The sequence below is a fragment of the Amycolatopsis mongoliensis genome (assembly GCF_030285665.1).
Classification (GTDB): domain Bacteria; phylum Actinomycetota; class Actinomycetes; order Mycobacteriales; family Pseudonocardiaceae; genus Amycolatopsis; species Amycolatopsis mongoliensis.
The window spans coordinates 9496747-9510092 of sequence record NZ_CP127295.1 but is presented as its reverse complement, the minus strand read 5'-3'; the positions used below and the strand labels follow the sequence as shown (position 1 = coordinate 9510092).

Genomic DNA, 13346 nt, shown 5'->3' with positions numbered 1-13346 from the left:
CGTGGACGAGGTGCGCTCGCTCGTCGAAGCCCAGCTGGCCGTGGCCCGGGACCGCAACCCCGAGCTACGGGCGCTGATCCGGACCCTGGATCCGCCCGCGGCCGGCGACGGTCCGCTGCACGGGCTCACGGTCAGCGTCAAGGACAACATCGACGTGGCGGGCGTGCCGACCACCGCGGGTTCGGCGCACCTCGGCACCGAACCCGCGGCGGTCGACGCCGAAGTCGTCCGGCGGCTGCGGGCGGCGGGCGCGCTCATCACGGCGAAGGCCAACCTGGCCGAGTTCGCGATGGGCGTAGTCGGCCGGAACGCGGCCTTCGGCGACGTCCGCAACGCCCGCGATCCGCGGTGCATCTCGGGCGGGTCGAGCAGCGGTTCGGCGGTGGCGGTGGCGAGCGGCATGTCGACGGCGGCGCTCGGCACGGACACCGGCGGGTCGGGGCGGGTGCCGGCGTCGGTCAACGGCATCGTCGGCCTGCGCCCGACGCTGGGCCGCGTCTCCAACCAGGGCGTGCTCCCGGTCGGCGAGTCGTTCGACACGGTGACCCCGCTGGCGGCCGACGTCGCCACGGCGGCGGCGATGCTCGCGGTGCTGTCTTCCGACGGGCCGACGGTCGATTCGCTGCTGGGCCAGGACATCGCCGGGCTGCGCGTCGGCGTCGCGACCGGCTTCTTCCGCGCGCGGGTGGACCCGGGGGTGCAGCGGGTGGTCGACGGCGTGGTGGCGGCGCTGCGCTCGGCGGGTGCCGTGGTCCAGGACGTCGAGGTGCCGGGCGCGGCGGAGGCCCAGGACCGGATGATCGAGATCATGTACCCGGAGGCGGCGGCCGTGCACGCCCGGCGGCTGCGCGAGGAGCCGGACACGATCGATCCGGACGTGCTGCGGCGCCTGCGGATCGGCCAGTCCATCCCGCCGGAGACGTCGGCCAGAGCGCGGGCGTGGCAGCGGGACTTCCGCGATCGGGTCGACGCGCTGTTCGAGAACTGCGACGTGGTGCTGACGCCGACGATCCCGGTGGACGTGCCCCGCCGCGACGCCGTCGACCTGGCGGCGTCGACGCAGGAGATCGCGCGGTTCTGCTACGTGTGGTCGTGCTACGGCGGCCCGTCGATCAGCGTCCCGGCCGGCGACCACCCGGGCTCGGGGCTGCCGGTGGGCGTCCAGCTCTCGGCGGCACCGTGGCGGGAGGACCGCCTGCTGTGGGCCGCGGCCAGGCTCAGTGAGCACACGCTGTCCGGCACCGGTGGGGGTGGCGGTTCGTCCGCTACCGGATCACCGGAAGCCGGTGCAGGCCATGGATGTTCGCGTCGTCCTTGAACGGCGGCTCGTCGAGGTCCATCGCCGGCTCCGGTGTGGGGACGCGGCGGAACAGCGTGTCGGACACGGTCTGCAGCTCCATCCGAGCGAAGTTCCGACCCGGACACTGTTGCGGCCCGAACCCGAACGCAACGTGGTGGCGCGCGCCGCGCTCGACGTCGAGGGCGTCCGGGTTCTCGTATACCCGCGGGTCCCGGTTGGCCGAACAGCCGGTCGACAGCGAGATCAGGTTCGCCGTCGTCTCGTGACCGGCCACGAGTAGCAGGAAGCCCGGGCCGGCCAGCGCTGGCCGCCGGTAGGTGCCGTCCGCGCGCAGCTTGACGATCTGGCGCCCGAGCAGGTCGTCCGGCGGGTTCTCCTCCTTCTCCGCGATGAGGTCGGCCAGGTAGCCCTGGATGGCTGCCATGGCCGCGCCCCGCTCCTCGGGCAGTGCCGACTGCTTGAGCATCTTCACCGTGTGCCCCTGGAAGTACTCGTGGTCGGCGTAGGGCACACCCGACATCTCGCAGATCACCAGGGACTGCACCGGCAGCGACAGCGAGTCCACCAGGTCGCCGGGCCGCGGGCCGGCCAGGAGCGCGTCGATCCGCCCGTCGACGATCTCCTGGATCCGCGGCCGCAGCGCGTCCAACCGGCGCACCGTGAACTCGCCGAGTACGGCTTTGCGGGCGGCCCGTGCTCGGGTGCGTCCATCTCGATCAGGGTGCGCTCCTCGCCCGGCCGCCGGGCCGCCGCCCCGCCCTCGACCAGCTGCGGGAAGTCCGGATGCCGCCGGTCGGCGCGGAACCGCCGGTCGTTCAACACGGTTCGCACGTCTTCGTGGCGGCTGACCACCTAGGCCCATCCGCCGTCGGTACGCCGGCGGCAGCGCGAACGGGCAGGTGCGGGCCATGGGGAACTCGTGCCTCTCGGCGGTGGTCATGACTTTCCCTCCAGTACGTCACAGACAGGCGATCGATGCGGACCACGGAACCGCAATGGACCACGGGGACCGGCAACTCCGGTCGGATTCAGGATCGATCCGTTGTCTCACGGGCAAAGTACGGTTCGGCCGCTTCCAGTCGCGGTACCGAGACACCCAGCCGTCTTGCTCCGGCCAGGGTGTCCCGGCAGATCTCACGCGGCCGGCCGGCAGCCCCTCGCGCAGGTCACCCGTTGCCCCGGCCGGCTTGGACAGGGAACCCAGCCGCAGGTCCTGCGAGAACAAGCCGGCGTCCGACACGAAATGGACCCACAGCCAGCCGCGGAAGTGGGCGGTACCGCTTGATCGACGTGCGAGTGCCCGACGGCGGCGGCCCACCGCCGCACCGGCACGACTTCGAGGAGATGTTCACCATTCTCGAAGGCGAGATCGAGTTCACCTTCCGGGGCGAAAGCACACCGCGGCGGCCGTGGCCACGGTGAACATCCCCGCCAACGCCCCGCACCACTTCCGCAACGTCGCCGGCTCCCCGGCGGGCGTGCGCATGCTCTGCACGTGCACGCCCGCCGGGCAGGACGAGTTTTTCCGCCGCGTCGGCGACGAAGTCGCGAGCATGCACGCACCGCCCCCGCCCCTCACCGACGTCGAGGTGGCCGAACGCCGACGGCGAGCCGCCGACCTGGCCCCGTGGTACCGGACCGAGATGCTCTGACGAGCCGGCGTGCGAACGACAGGCCAACGGGCCGGCCACGGCGAGGATTCGCCGCGTCGGGGCGAGCTGAAGAACGGGCCGCGGATCAGAACACGGTCGGCCGGAGCAGGGCGTCGATGCCCCCGTCGACGACGAACTGGGCCCCGTGGACGAACCCCGCGTCCGGGCCGAGCAGGTAGCAGGCCAGTGCCGCGATCTCGTCGGGCCGGCCGTGCCGGGGGATCGGGGCCGTGAAGCCGCGGATCGCTTCGCCGTAGCGCGGGTCTTCGGCCGTGGCCGCCAGCAGCGGCGTGTCGACCGAGCCCGGGGCGACGGTGTTGAGGCGCACCCCGGCCGCGCCCCACTCGGCCGCGCGCCGGCGCACGGCCACGGTCAGCGCGTTTTTGCCCGCCGCGTAAGCGAACTGGCCGCGGTAGTCGCCGCCCGCCGCGACGGCTTCGGCGATCAGCGACTCGTCGCCGGTCTCGATCGCCTCGGTCAGCGGGTTCTCCTCCCACTTGAGGTGCGTGGAGGCGACGGACGACACGACGACCGCCGCCGCGGCCGTTCCCTTGCGCAGCGCGGGAAACAGGCCATCGATGACGGCGACGGTCCCGAAGTAGTTGACCTGGGCGATCCGGGCGACGTCGTCGACGTGCGGGCCGAGGCCGGCGCAGGCGACCAGGCCGTCGAGCACGCCGTCGCAGCGGTCGAGTACGCCCTCGACGGCCGCGGTCCGGCCCTCCGTGGCGGCCAGGTCGGCGGGCACGTCCGCCGAGCGCAAGTCGACGCCGATGACCCGGTGCCCGGCATCCCGCAGCCGGGTGGCGGTGGCGGCGCCGATACCGGACGCGCTGCCGGTGACGGCGACGGTGCTCATCGGGGTTTCCCTTCGGTGGCCAGCACGCAGCGGGTGCCGGAGTAGATGGTGGGCATGCAGCGGTTGCAGTGGATGCACAGCGACCGCGCGTCCGCGTCGGCCCGCATGCGGTGCAGGAGATCGGGCTCGCGCAGCAACGCCCGGGCCATCGCGACGAACGCGAAGCCCTCCGCCATCGCCAGGTTCATGGCCTCGACCGTGGTGATGCCGCCGAGCAGGATCAGCGGCAGGTCCAGCGCCGCGCGGAACTGGCGGGCGCGGTCGACCAGGTAGGCCTCGCGGTAGGGGTACTCGTGCAGGAAGAACCGGCCGCCCAGGCGCAGGCCGAGCCGGGCGGGCTGGGGGAACGCGGCCGCGAAGTCGCGGACCGGGGCGTCGCCGGTGAACAGGTACATCGGGTTGAGCAGCGAACTGCCCGCCGTCAGTTCCAGGGCGTCGAGGCCGCCGTCGGCTTCCAGCCACTGGGCGACCTGGATGCTTTCGTCGAGCCAGAAGCCGCCGGGGACGCCGTCGTCCATGTTGAGCTTGGCGGTGATCGCGATCCGGTCGCCGACGGCCTCGCGCACCGCGCGGGCGATCGCGCGGGCCAGGCGGGCCCGGTTGGCGAGGCTGCCCCCGTAGGCGTCGGTGCGGTGGTTGAGGCGTGGGCTGAGGAACGCGCTGACGAGGTAGTTGTGTCCGAAGTGGATTTCCACGGCGTCGAACCCGGATTCCAGGGCGGTGCGGGCCGCACTCGCGTGGGCTTCGACGATGCGGTCGAGGTCGGCGGGGGTGGGGGCGCGCGTCGGGCGCAGGCCGAGCGGGCTGAACCGGCGGGTCGGTGACAGCGCGGGCAGCCGGTTCGACGCCGCGTTCGCCACCGGCCCGGCGTGCCCGATCTGCGCGCAGGCCGCCGCGCCTTCGGCGTGGATCGCGTCGGTGAAGCGGCGCAGCCCGGGGACGGCTTCGGGACGCATCCAGATCTGGTGGCGATCGGTGCGGCCTTCCGGCGACACCGCGCAGTAGGCCAGCGTGGTCATCCCGACGCCGCCGCGGGCCGGCCGCCGGTGGTACTCGATGAGCTCGTCGGTGACGAGCGCGTCCGGCGTGCGCCCTTCGAACGTGGCGGCCTTGATGACGCGGTTGCGCAGCTCGACCGGGCCGAGGCGGGCCGGCGCGAACACGTCGGGCGCGCTCACGGCGCGTCCAGCCCGGCGACGACGAACGACCGGACCGCCTCGGCGGGCAGCCGCGGCTCGGCCGGCACCGGGGCGCCCGGGGCGCCGAACACCTGCAGCAGCAGCTGGAAAGCCAGCACCCAGCGGGTGGCGGCCTGCTCCCCGGTCAGGTCGGGACGGGCCGCGCGCAGCATCCCGATCCACGGATCGAGACTGAACCACGGCGACGTCCAAGGCAGCCGCTGGCCGGAAAAGAGCACCCGGGCGAGCAGGTGCAGCCGCAGCCGGCCGACGGGGTCGGCGGCCAGTTCGGTCAGCGGGGCGAGGACGGCGTCGACCAGGTCCGCGGCGGCGGGCACCCACCCGTCCCGCCGCCGGCGTTCGACGTCGTCGAGCAGGCCGCTCCACACGGGCGCCAGCCGTACTTCCAGCATCGCGGCGACCAGCGCTTCCTTGGAGCCGAAGTGGTAGTGCACGGCGGCCGGGTTGAGCCCGGCGGCCGAGCAGATCCCCCGCACGGAAACGTCGTCGTAGCCGGCGGTCAGCAGCAGCCGTTCCGCGGCGGCCAGCAACCGGTCGCGAGTCGAGTCCACCGTCGCTTTCATGCGTCGAGTAGAGCATCGAACGCGGTCGGTTTCAAGCATTGATTGAATCACTGATGGGATCGACGACCCGGTCGTCGACCGCGCTCATGGCCCGGCAGCGCCCGGGCTCGCGCAGTGCCCGGCCAGCCGCGGCGCTGATCGGGGACGATGCCGAACGCGCGATCGTGCGCAGCCTCGCGGCGAACGGCGGAGACAAGGAGCACGCCGCAGATCGTGGCCCGGGACATGCCGAGGTCGGCCGCGCCTCGTACTCGATCGTCTCCAGTTTCGTCAGCTGGCGGCGGGTGAACATGCGGCACTCGGCGGGCAGGTCGGTGACCTCGATGGTGCCGGTCCGCCGCTGCCGGGATGCCTCGCTCAGCACCTGGCCGAGCTGCCGGACGTTGCCCGGCCACGGCAGCCGCATGAGCTGCCGCAGGCACGTGTCCGAAACCGCGACGTCCTGGTTGCTGTGGCGGCCGAGCAGGTGCGGGACCAGCCGGCGCAGGTCCTCGATCCGGTGCCGCAGCGGCGGGATGTCGATCGCCCGGGTGAAGAACGGCATCAGCTGCAGCTGGACGTCGGGGCCGGGCGCCTCGTCGCGCACCGTGGCCGCGACCCAGGCGGGGCCTTGGTCCGCGGGCATCGCCCGCCAGGTGGTGAGCAGGTCGGCCACCCGCTGCAGGGCCTCGCCGGTCAGCGCGTCCGCGTGCTGGAGGGTCACCACCGGCGGCCGGCCGCCGGCGACGTCGTCGGCCAGGGCCTGGACCTTGGCGGCCCGGTCGTCGAGGCCGGCGCAGTCGAGCAGCAGCGCACGGCGGCCGTGGCGGACGGCGACCGCGTGGGCCACGGAGCGGCACTGATGACGAAGTCGGGAGCTGATGAGCACCCGAACGGCCGCACCGTCCTGCTGGGCACCCCGGTATTCCGTGCGATCGGCGCCGAGTCGTGAGCTGTGGCTGCCGGTCGACGCGGTGCAGCGGCGTGCTCGATTCGCTTGAGTCGATCACGCTGCCCGGCCTGCTGATTCCGGCCGTCTGGCTCGGGGATGGTCAGCGGATGGCCGCGTGGAACACCGGAGCGTGCGCCGGCCAGTTCACGGAAGCCCCGGACGCCGTGGTAGCGCCCCTAACCGGAGGAGCTCACCCCACCGAAGGGCAGGTTCTCCTCGGCCCGGTGAAGGTTGTGGCCGTTGGTGGGACCTCAGTGGCTTGCCCAGTGAGTCGGAGTGGGCGAAGGTCTCCTCCTCATCGGTGTAGGTCGGCGCCGGCAGAACAGGCGCGAAACCTCGTCCTGAATTACCTTCGTAGCCCGCGGGACGTCGAGCAGCGCGTTGCTGGCGCCGGTGGTGCTCAACGGTCGAGGACATCGACCTGATCATCGACCGTCTGCGGGATGCCGTCGCCGAACGGGGTGGGTGAGTGCCTATCATCGGGAGGTGGCGAGTTCCAAGACGTCGGCGCGTGGCGAGGCCAAGACGACCGTGAGCCCGGGCGCGGTCCGGGACGCCGCGCTGACCCTGTTCGCCGAACGGGGCTACCACGGCACCGCGCTGAGCCAGATCGCCGACGCGCTGGGCATCCGCACCCCGAGCCTGTACAACCACATGAAGGCCAAGCAGGACCTGCTGCGCGACATCATCGTGGAGACCAGCGAGCAGGTGTGGGCGGAGCACGAGCAGGCGGTGCACGGGGTCGGCGACGTCGTCGAACGCCTGCGCCGGACCGCGCGCGTCTACGCGCTGCGGCACGCCACCCACCGGCGCGAGGCGCTGATCGTCAACCGGGACGTCGCCAGCCTCGACGAGCCCGTGCGTTCGGACGTACTGGAACTGCGGCGACGTCATGCCCACGCGATCCGGGACCTGATCGAAGAGGGCGTCACCGCCGGCCGGTTCACGGAGGAGGAGCCCACCTTGGCCGCCTTCGGCATCCTCGAGATGTGCGTGAGCATCGCCCGCTGGTTCCGCGAGGACGGGCCGCAGTCCGCCGAAGCGGTCGCCGAGACCTACAGCCGCTACGCGCTCCGCATCGCCGGCCTGAACTGACCGCGGCTTTCCGGTCGGCCCGGCGTCACGACTGACCCTTGTGCGCGCTTGAGGGCGGAGGTAGTCTCGTGAAACTAACGAGCATTAGTTAGTAATGTCAGGAGTGCTCATGCTCAAAGTCGAGCTGATCCGTCCCGTACCGCAGCTGCTCGCCGAGCAGGCCGAGCGGTTCGGGGACAAGATCGCTTTCCGGGACGACCACCGCTCGGTGGGTTACCGGGAGCTCGCCGAACGCACCCGCAGGGTGGCCGGTCACCTCGTCGCCGCCGGCGCCGCCCGGGGTGATCGCGTGCTGATCTACCTGGACAACAGCGCCGACGTCGCCGAGGCCTACCTCATGACCACCCGGGCCTCGCTGGTCGGGGTCTGCGTGAACGCCGACGCCGCCTCCGCCGAGATCGAGTACATGTTCCTCGACTCCGGCGCGTCGGTGATCATCACGGACCGGGCCCACGTGGCGCACGCCCGCGAGCTGGCCCGCACCGGGGGAGCGACGGTGCTGGTGGTCCGCCCCGGCCGGGTCGACGACGCGCTTTCCTATGAGGAACTGGCCACCTCCGAGCCCGCCGGGCCGCCGCGGGACGACCTCGGCCTGGACGAGGTCGCCTGGATGCTCTACACGTCCGGCACCACCGGCCGGCCGAAAGGCGTGCTGCTGACCCAGCGCTCGTGCCTGTGGGTGGTGGCGGCCTGCTGGGCGCCGATCGCGGGTCTGTCCGAACAGGACGAAGTGCTGTGCCCGTTGCCGCTGTTCCATTCCTACGCGCTGGTCCTGTGCGTGCTCGGCGTGTTCGCGACGGGGGCGACCGAGCGCATCATGACCAGGTTCTCGCCGGGCCGGGTGTTCGACCTCCTGGCGCGGGAGAAGTTCACGATCCTGCCCGGGGTGCCGACCATGTTCCAGTACCTCGTGCACGCCGCGCGGGAGCGCCCCGTCGACCCCGGCGGCCTGCGGCTGTGCCTTTCGGCCGGCGCGATCCTGCCGGCGGCCCTCAACGCCGAGTTCGAAGCGGTGTTCGGGGTCAAGCTGCTGGAGGGCTACGGTATCACCGAAACCTCGACGATGGTCACCATGAACACCGTCGACGGCGGGCGGGTGCTGGGCTCGTGCGGGCTGCCGATGCCCGGGGTCGGGGTGCGCCTGGTGGATCCGGTGACCGGCGAGGACGTCGGCGTGGACGAAGAGGGCGAGCTGTGGGTGAGCGGGCCGAACGTCATGCTCGGCTATCACAACCGCGCCGACGCGACCGCCGAAGTCCTGCACCACGGCTGGTACCGGACGGGCGACCTCGGGCGGCGCGATCCCAACGGGTTCGTGACGATCAGCGGCCGGACCAAGGAGCTGATCATCCGCGGCGGGGAGAACATCTACCCCGCGGAGGTCGAGGCCGTGCTGCTGAAGTCCGCGCAGATCCGCGACGCGGCCGTGGTGGCGCGCGAACACCCCGACCTGGGCGAGGTGCCGGTGGCGTTCGTCGTCGCGGAAGAGCCGGGGAAGCTGGACGTCGACGCCCTGCTGGGCGGCTGTGCCTGTGAGCTGTCCAAGTTCAAGATCCCGGCCGAGGTCGTCGAGATCGAGACGATTCCCCGCACCGGTTCCGGGAAGATCCAGCGGTTCCTGCTGCAGAAGCGGCTGACGGCGCCCGCCGGGTGAGACGCGGGTGCCGTTGACCCTGGCACCACGCTGCCCGTAGCATACAAACTAACGTTAATTAGTAAGGTGGTCTCCGTGGAGCTCTCAAACACCTTCACCGTGAACCTGCCCGTCGACGACGCGTGGAAGGTACTGACCGATTTGCCGCGCGTCGCGCCCTGCCTGCCGGGAGCCTCGCTCCAGGGCGTCGAGGACGACGTGTACCGCGGCTCGGTGAAGATCAAGGTCGGCCCGGTCTCGGCGCAGTACCGCGGCACCGCGCGGTTCGCGGAGAAGGACGACAAGGCCCACCGCGCGGTGGTCCGCGCCGAAGGCAAGGACGCGGGCGGGCAGGGCAACGCCGCGGCGACGGTGACGATGAGCCTGGCCGGGCAGGGCTCGGGTACCAAGGTCGACGTCCGCACCCAGCTCGACCTGTCCGGCCGGGTGGCCCAGTTCGGCCGCGGGGTCATCTCCGACGTCACCAACAAGCTGATCGGGCAGTTCGTGCAGCGGCTGGAAGCCGAGTTCGCCCCCGGCGCCGCGTCCACCGACGGCCCGCCCGCGGCCCGGTCGGTGCCCTCGGGCGATGACTCGGAAGTCGAAGCTCTCGACGTGTTCTCCAGCATGGGCGGCCTCATCGCCAAACGTGCCCTGCCCGTGGTCGGCGGCCTGGTGGCCCTGCTGGCCGGGATCCTGCTCCTCCGCAACCGCGGTGGCCGCCCGGGACCGGCGCCGGCCGGCCCGCCCGTCGTGCTCAACCTGTCGTTCCCGGTCCTGGCCGGCCGGGCCAACCCCGAGGAGACCGTCCGATGACCGACGAGCTGATCCGCGAACCCGCCCTCTACATCGGCGGCGACTGGGTCGCCGGGCACGGCGAGGACTGCGAGGTCGACAACCCGGCCACCGAAGCGGTCACCGGCGTGGTGACCCAGGGGACGGAGTCCGACGTCGAGCAGGCGATCGAGGCCGCGCGTGCCGCTTTCCCGAAGTGGGCCGCGACTTCCGTGCGGGACCGCGCCGCCGCGGTGCGCCGCCTGCACGACGTCATCGCCGAGCGGGCCGACGTCTTCGCCGGCCTCATCACCCGCGAGCAGGGCTCGCCGCCGCCGGTGGCGCGGAAGCTGCACGTGGACGTGCCGCTCGCGGTCATCGCCCGCACCGCCGACGCGCTGGAAGAGTTCCCCTTCCGCCAGAACCGCGACAACTCGGTGATCCTGCGCGAACCGGTGGGGGTGGTCGCCGCGATCACGCCGTGGAACCTCCCGCTGCACCAGGTGATCGTCAAGGTCGTCCCGGCGATCGCGGCCGGCTGCACGGTCGTGCTCAAGCCCGCCGCCCTGACCCCGCTGGCGGCTTTCGAGCTGGCACGCGCTTTCCAGGCCGCCGGCTTCCCGCCCGGCGTGCTCAACCTCGTCACCGGCGGCGGCCGGGTGGTCGGGGACCTGCTGTCCCGCCACCCCGGCGTCGACCACGTGTCCTTCACCGGTTCCACCCCCGTGGGCCGCCAGGTCGCCGCGGCGGCGGCCGAGACCGTCAAGGGCGTCACCCTCGAACTCGGCGGGAAGTCCGCGAGCGTCGTGCTGTCGGACGTGTCCGACGAGCTGCTGGCGAAGGCGGTCAAGGTGACCGTCGCGAACTGCTTCCTCAACGGCGGGCAGACCTGCACGGCGCTGTCCCGGCTCATCGTCCCGGCCGCCCGGCTGGCGCAGGTGGAGCAACTGGCCGCCGCGGCGGCGGCGAAGTACGTCCCCGGACAGCGGCTCGGCCCGCTGATCTCCGCGGGCCAGCGCAAGGAAGTCCAGAGCTTCCTCGAGCCGCAGGGCGCCAAGCTCGTCACCGAAAACCTCCCGCTGCCCGACAAGGGGTACTTCGTTACCCCGGCGGTGTTCAGCGAGGTCGACCCGGCGTCGCGGCTCGCGCGGGAAGAGATCTTCGGCCCGGTCCTGTCGATCCTGCCGGCCGACTCGGACGACCACGCGATCGAGCTGGCCAACGACTCGATCTACGGGCTCGGCGGCGCGCTGTGGCTCGAGGACAGCGATCGCGCGCTCGACTGGGCGGCCCGGATCCGCACCGGCCAGATCGACGTCAACGCGGCGCCGTTCAACCCGCGCGCGCCCTTCGGCGGCTACAAGCAGTCCGGCATCGGCCGGGAAATCGGCGACTTCGGCATCGAAGACGTCCTCGAGATCAAGGCGGTGCAGCTGTGACGGACGGATACCAGGTCGAGGTCGACGCGCTGGTGCTGCGCTCGCCGGACAAGCCGATGGAGGTCGAACGCATCCGGCTGCGTGACGTGGGGGAGGGCGACATCCGGGTCCGCATCGACGCGACCGGGGTGTGCCACTCGGACCTTTCCCTCGCCCGCGGCGTGCTCGCCCAGCAGCTGCCCGCGGTGCTGGGCCACGAAGCCTGCGGAACCGTGGTCGAGACCGGCTCGGCCGTCACGGATCTGCGCGAAGGCGACCGCGTCATCCTGCTGTGGATCACCCCGTGCGGCCACTGCGTCAGCTGTGCCCGCGACGAGCCGCACCTGTGCGTCAACGGCTCGGCCCGCGGCGCCGAACCCTACGCGCTGGACTCCGCCGGCGAACCGGTCTACCCGGGGCTGACCGTCGGCTCCTTCGCCGAGCAGACCGTCGTCCCGGCCGCGGCCGCGGTCAAGGTGCCCGACGACATCAGCACCGCCGACGCGGCACTGCTGGGCTGCGCCATCACCACCGGCGTCGGCGCGGTCACCAAGACCGCATCGGTCACGCCCGGCTCGTCGGTGCTGGTCGTCGGCCTCGGCGGCGTCGGCTTGGCCGCGGTGCAAGGCGCGCGGCTCGCCGGCGCCACGAACATCATCGCCGTCGACCGCAACCCCGACAAGGCCAGCCTGGCCGCCCGGCTCGGGGCGCACCACTTCGTGCCGGCCGACGACGAGACGAAGAAGGCCGTCCGCGCGCTCACCGGCAAGCAGGGCGTCGACTTCGCCTTCGACTGCGTCGGCTCCGCCCGCACGATCCGCGACGCGTGGGGCATGACCCGGCGCGGCGGCACCGCTTGCGTGGTTGGCATCGGCGGCAAGGACGACCAGGTCGGCTTCAGCGCACTCGAGCTGTTCCACTTCGCGCGCACCCTCGTCGGGTGTGTCGCCGGCTCGCTGAACGCCGAAAAGGACCTGCCGCGCTACTTCGACCACATCCGGGACGGCAGCCTGGACCTGGCGGCCATGGTCACCGGCCACGGCAAACTGTCCGATGTGGAGGCCGCCCTCACGGAGATGGCCGCCGGCAAGGGAATCCGCACCCTCGTCGTGCCGGAGGGCACCCGATGAAGGTCGGCGCCCTGACCGTCGAACCGGTCTACGACGGCTACGGCCAGGAACCCGCCCGCGAAGTGCTCACCCGGCCCGGGGTTTCCGACGCCTGGTCGTGCCACGAGCACCTGCTCGACGAGTCGGGCCGGCTGCGCCTGGAACTCGGCGGGTTCCTCGTCCGGACCGGTGACCGGGTCATCCTGGTCGACGCCGGTGTCGGGACGATCGACAACGACAAGTACCACGGCGGGCAGTTCCTGGAGAGCCTGCGTGGCCTCGGCGTCGATCCCTGGGACGTCACCGACGTCGTGTTCACCCACCTGCACTTCGACCACGTCGGGTGGGCCACGAAGAAGGGCCACGTCGTGTTCCCGGAGGCGACCTACCGCGTCCACCGGGCCGACTGGGCCCACTTCGTGGAGAGCCCGGACGCCGACCCGGGCGCGGTGCACAAGCTCTTCCCGCTCACCGAGCGGCTGGAGACGTTCGAGCACGACACCACCCTCGCGCCGGGGTTCGACGTCCGCCACCTGCCCGGGCACACCCCGGGCACCGCGGTCTACGTCGTGTCGAGCGAGGGCGAGCGGGCGCTGCTGCTCGGCGACGTCGCGCACGCCCCGGTCGAACTGACGGATCCCGCCTGGGAAGCGGTGTTCGACCTCGACCCGGTGGCCGCGCGCAAGGTCCGCGCGGACCTCGTCCGGGCCGTCACCGACCGGCCCGACCTCCTCGCCGCCGCGCACTTCCCTCCCGGCCGGCTCATCACCGTGGACGGCGAGCGCCGCTTCACCCCACTCGAAAAGGAATGAC

At 72.2% G+C, this 13346-nt stretch carries 13 protein-coding genes and 2 pseudogenes; 9 read left to right on the top strand and 6 right to left on the bottom strand.

The genetic code is table 11. The annotated features are described in order from the left end of the window. Position 1: 1 nt before the first annotated feature. A complete protein-coding gene (locus QRX60_RS45560) occupies positions 2-1318 on the top strand; it encodes an amidase (RefSeq protein ID WP_285997684.1) in 1317 nt (438 codons plus the stop codon). On the opposite strand, the pseudogene QRX60_RS45555 reads toward QRX60_RS45560, so the two are convergent. Both QRX60_RS45555 and QRX60_RS45550 read right to left on the bottom strand, forming a co-directional pair. Further along, positions 1266-2240 (bottom strand): annotated as a pseudogene (locus QRX60_RS45555) (cytochrome P450). The gene QRX60_RS45560 and the pseudogene QRX60_RS45555 sit on opposite strands and share 53 nt — an antisense overlap. Positions 2241-2328: 88 nt before the next feature. After that, positions 2329-2621, bottom strand: a pseudogene (locus QRX60_RS45550) (ketopantoate reductase family protein); the annotation flags it as partial. On the opposite strand from QRX60_RS45550, the gene QRX60_RS45545 reads away from it, so the two are divergent. Next, positions 2591-2722 (top strand): cupin domain-containing protein, encoded by a 132-nt coding sequence (locus tag QRX60_RS45545; protein WP_285997683.1) that lies wholly within the window; start codon positions 2591-2593, stop codon positions 2720-2722. The pseudogene QRX60_RS45550 and the gene QRX60_RS45545 sit on opposite strands and share 31 nt — an antisense overlap. Beyond that, positions 2710-2952 (top strand): cupin domain-containing protein, encoded by a 243-nt coding sequence (locus QRX60_RS45540; RefSeq protein ID WP_285997682.1) that lies wholly within the window; start codon positions 2710-2712, stop codon positions 2950-2952. Before QRX60_RS45545 ends, QRX60_RS45540 begins: the two co-directional genes overlap by 13 nt. 85 nt (positions 2953-3037) lie before the next feature. Here the strand turns inward: QRX60_RS45540 and QRX60_RS45535 are convergent, their stop codons facing one another. The 4 genes from QRX60_RS45535 to QRX60_RS45520 are packed head-to-tail and all read right to left on the bottom strand — an operon-like array spanning position 3038 to position 6402. Further along, the gene (locus QRX60_RS45535; RefSeq protein WP_101441156.1) at positions 3038-3811 is read right to left on the bottom strand and encodes an SDR family oxidoreductase; all 774 of its coding nucleotides are present in this window, start codon (positions 3809-3811) and stop codon (positions 3038-3040) included. After that, positions 3808-4989: an NADH:flavin oxidoreductase gene (locus tag QRX60_RS45530; RefSeq protein ID WP_285997681.1), complete on the bottom strand. Its 1182-nt coding sequence runs from the start codon at positions 4987-4989 to the stop codon at positions 3808-3810. Before QRX60_RS45530 ends, QRX60_RS45535 begins: the two co-directional genes overlap by 4 nt. After that, a complete protein-coding gene (locus QRX60_RS45525) occupies positions 4986-5573 on the bottom strand; it encodes a TetR/AcrR family transcriptional regulator (RefSeq protein WP_285997680.1) in 588 nt (195 codons plus the stop codon). The genes QRX60_RS45530 and QRX60_RS45525 overlap by 4 nt, the downstream gene beginning before the upstream one ends. A gap of 31 nt (positions 5574-5604) precedes the next feature. Next, a complete protein-coding gene (locus QRX60_RS45520; protein WP_285997679.1) occupies positions 5605-6402 on the bottom strand; it encodes an AAA-type ATPase lid domain-containing protein in 798 nt (265 codons plus the stop codon). Between the two features lie 588 nt (positions 6403-6990). Here QRX60_RS45520 and QRX60_RS45515 point away from each other — a divergent pair. The 6 genes from QRX60_RS45515 to QRX60_RS45490 all read left to right on the top strand — a co-directional run bounded on the left by QRX60_RS45515 (position 6991) and on the right by QRX60_RS45490 (position 13345). After that, positions 6991-7599, top strand: coding sequence for a TetR/AcrR family transcriptional regulator (locus tag QRX60_RS45515; RefSeq protein ID WP_285997678.1), 609 nt, complete (start codon positions 6991-6993; stop codon positions 7597-7599). A 109-nt stretch (positions 7600-7708) separates the two neighbouring features. After that, complete coding sequence (locus QRX60_RS45510) at positions 7709-9253, top strand: class I adenylate-forming enzyme family protein (RefSeq protein ID WP_285997677.1); 1545 nt, start codon at positions 7709-7711, stop codon at positions 9251-9253. Between the two features lie 75 nt (positions 9254-9328). After that, on the top strand, positions 9329-10048 hold the full coding sequence (locus QRX60_RS45505; RefSeq protein ID WP_285997676.1) for an SRPBCC family protein: 720 nt from the start codon (positions 9329-9331) through the stop codon (positions 10046-10048). Then, on the top strand, positions 10045-11445 hold the full coding sequence (locus QRX60_RS45500) for an aldehyde dehydrogenase family protein (RefSeq protein ID WP_285997675.1): 1401 nt from the start codon (positions 10045-10047) through the stop codon (positions 11443-11445). Before QRX60_RS45505 ends, QRX60_RS45500 begins: the two co-directional genes overlap by 4 nt. Next, the gene (locus tag QRX60_RS45495) at positions 11442-12554 is read left to right on the top strand and encodes a zinc-binding dehydrogenase (RefSeq protein ID WP_285997674.1); all 1113 of its coding nucleotides are present in this window, start codon (positions 11442-11444) and stop codon (positions 12552-12554) included. The genes QRX60_RS45500 and QRX60_RS45495 overlap by 4 nt, the downstream gene beginning before the upstream one ends. Beyond that, the gene (locus QRX60_RS45490) at positions 12551-13345 is read left to right on the top strand and encodes an MBL fold metallo-hydrolase (RefSeq protein WP_285997673.1); all 795 of its coding nucleotides are present in this window, start codon (positions 12551-12553) and stop codon (positions 13343-13345) included. Before QRX60_RS45495 ends, QRX60_RS45490 begins: the two co-directional genes overlap by 4 nt. Position 13346 lies beyond the last annotated feature (1 nt).